This is a genomic window from Paenibacillus sp. YAE3 (assembly GCF_057546105.1).
The window spans coordinates 1-541 of record NZ_BAAIYF010000053.1 but is presented as its reverse complement, the minus strand read 5'-3'; the positions used below and the strand labels follow the sequence as shown (position 1 = coordinate 541).

The window sequence follows — 541 nt, the reverse complement described above, 5'->3', positions numbered from 1 at the left end:
ATCCCCGGATCAAAGCTTGCTTACAGCTCCCCGAGGCAGTATCGTTGTTCGCCACGTCCTTCATCGGCTCCTAGCGCCTAGGCATCCTCCGTGTGCTCTTAGTAGCTTAACCATTTGACTCCTGTTTGCCTCGCCTCGCTCCGTTGTTTTGTGCTTCGCACAAAGCCAAAGTCGCTCTTCGATTCAAACACTCGTCTGCTACTTTTCACTAACTTGTTTTGACACAAGCAGCTATGATGAATTTCAATTTGACGCGAAGCCAAATTTAAAATCATCAGAAAAGGATATTTCTAAAACGCAAATTCGTTTCGTTATCTAGTTTTCAAGGATCAAATTGAGAGTTTGCTCTCTCAAAACTGAGCAATGAGTGAGTAACTAACCAACCGGCTAGGATTTCATTTGAATGTTTCCGTTGCAGGAAACGATTCTCCATAGAAAGGAGGTGATCCAGCCGCACCTTCCGATACGGCTACCTTGTTACGACTTCACCCCAATCATCTACCCCACCTTCGGCGGCTGGCTCCTTGCGGTTACCCCACCG

The 541-nt window shown here is 47.0% G+C and carries 2 rRNA genes; both read right to left on the bottom strand.

The annotated features are described in order from the left end of the window. Nucleotides 1-112 (bottom strand): 23S ribosomal RNA (locus AC27KL_RS28150); the annotation flags it as partial. A 323-nt stretch (nt 113-435) separates the two neighbouring features. Further along, nucleotides 436-541, bottom strand: a 16S ribosomal RNA gene (locus AC27KL_RS28145); the annotation flags it as partial.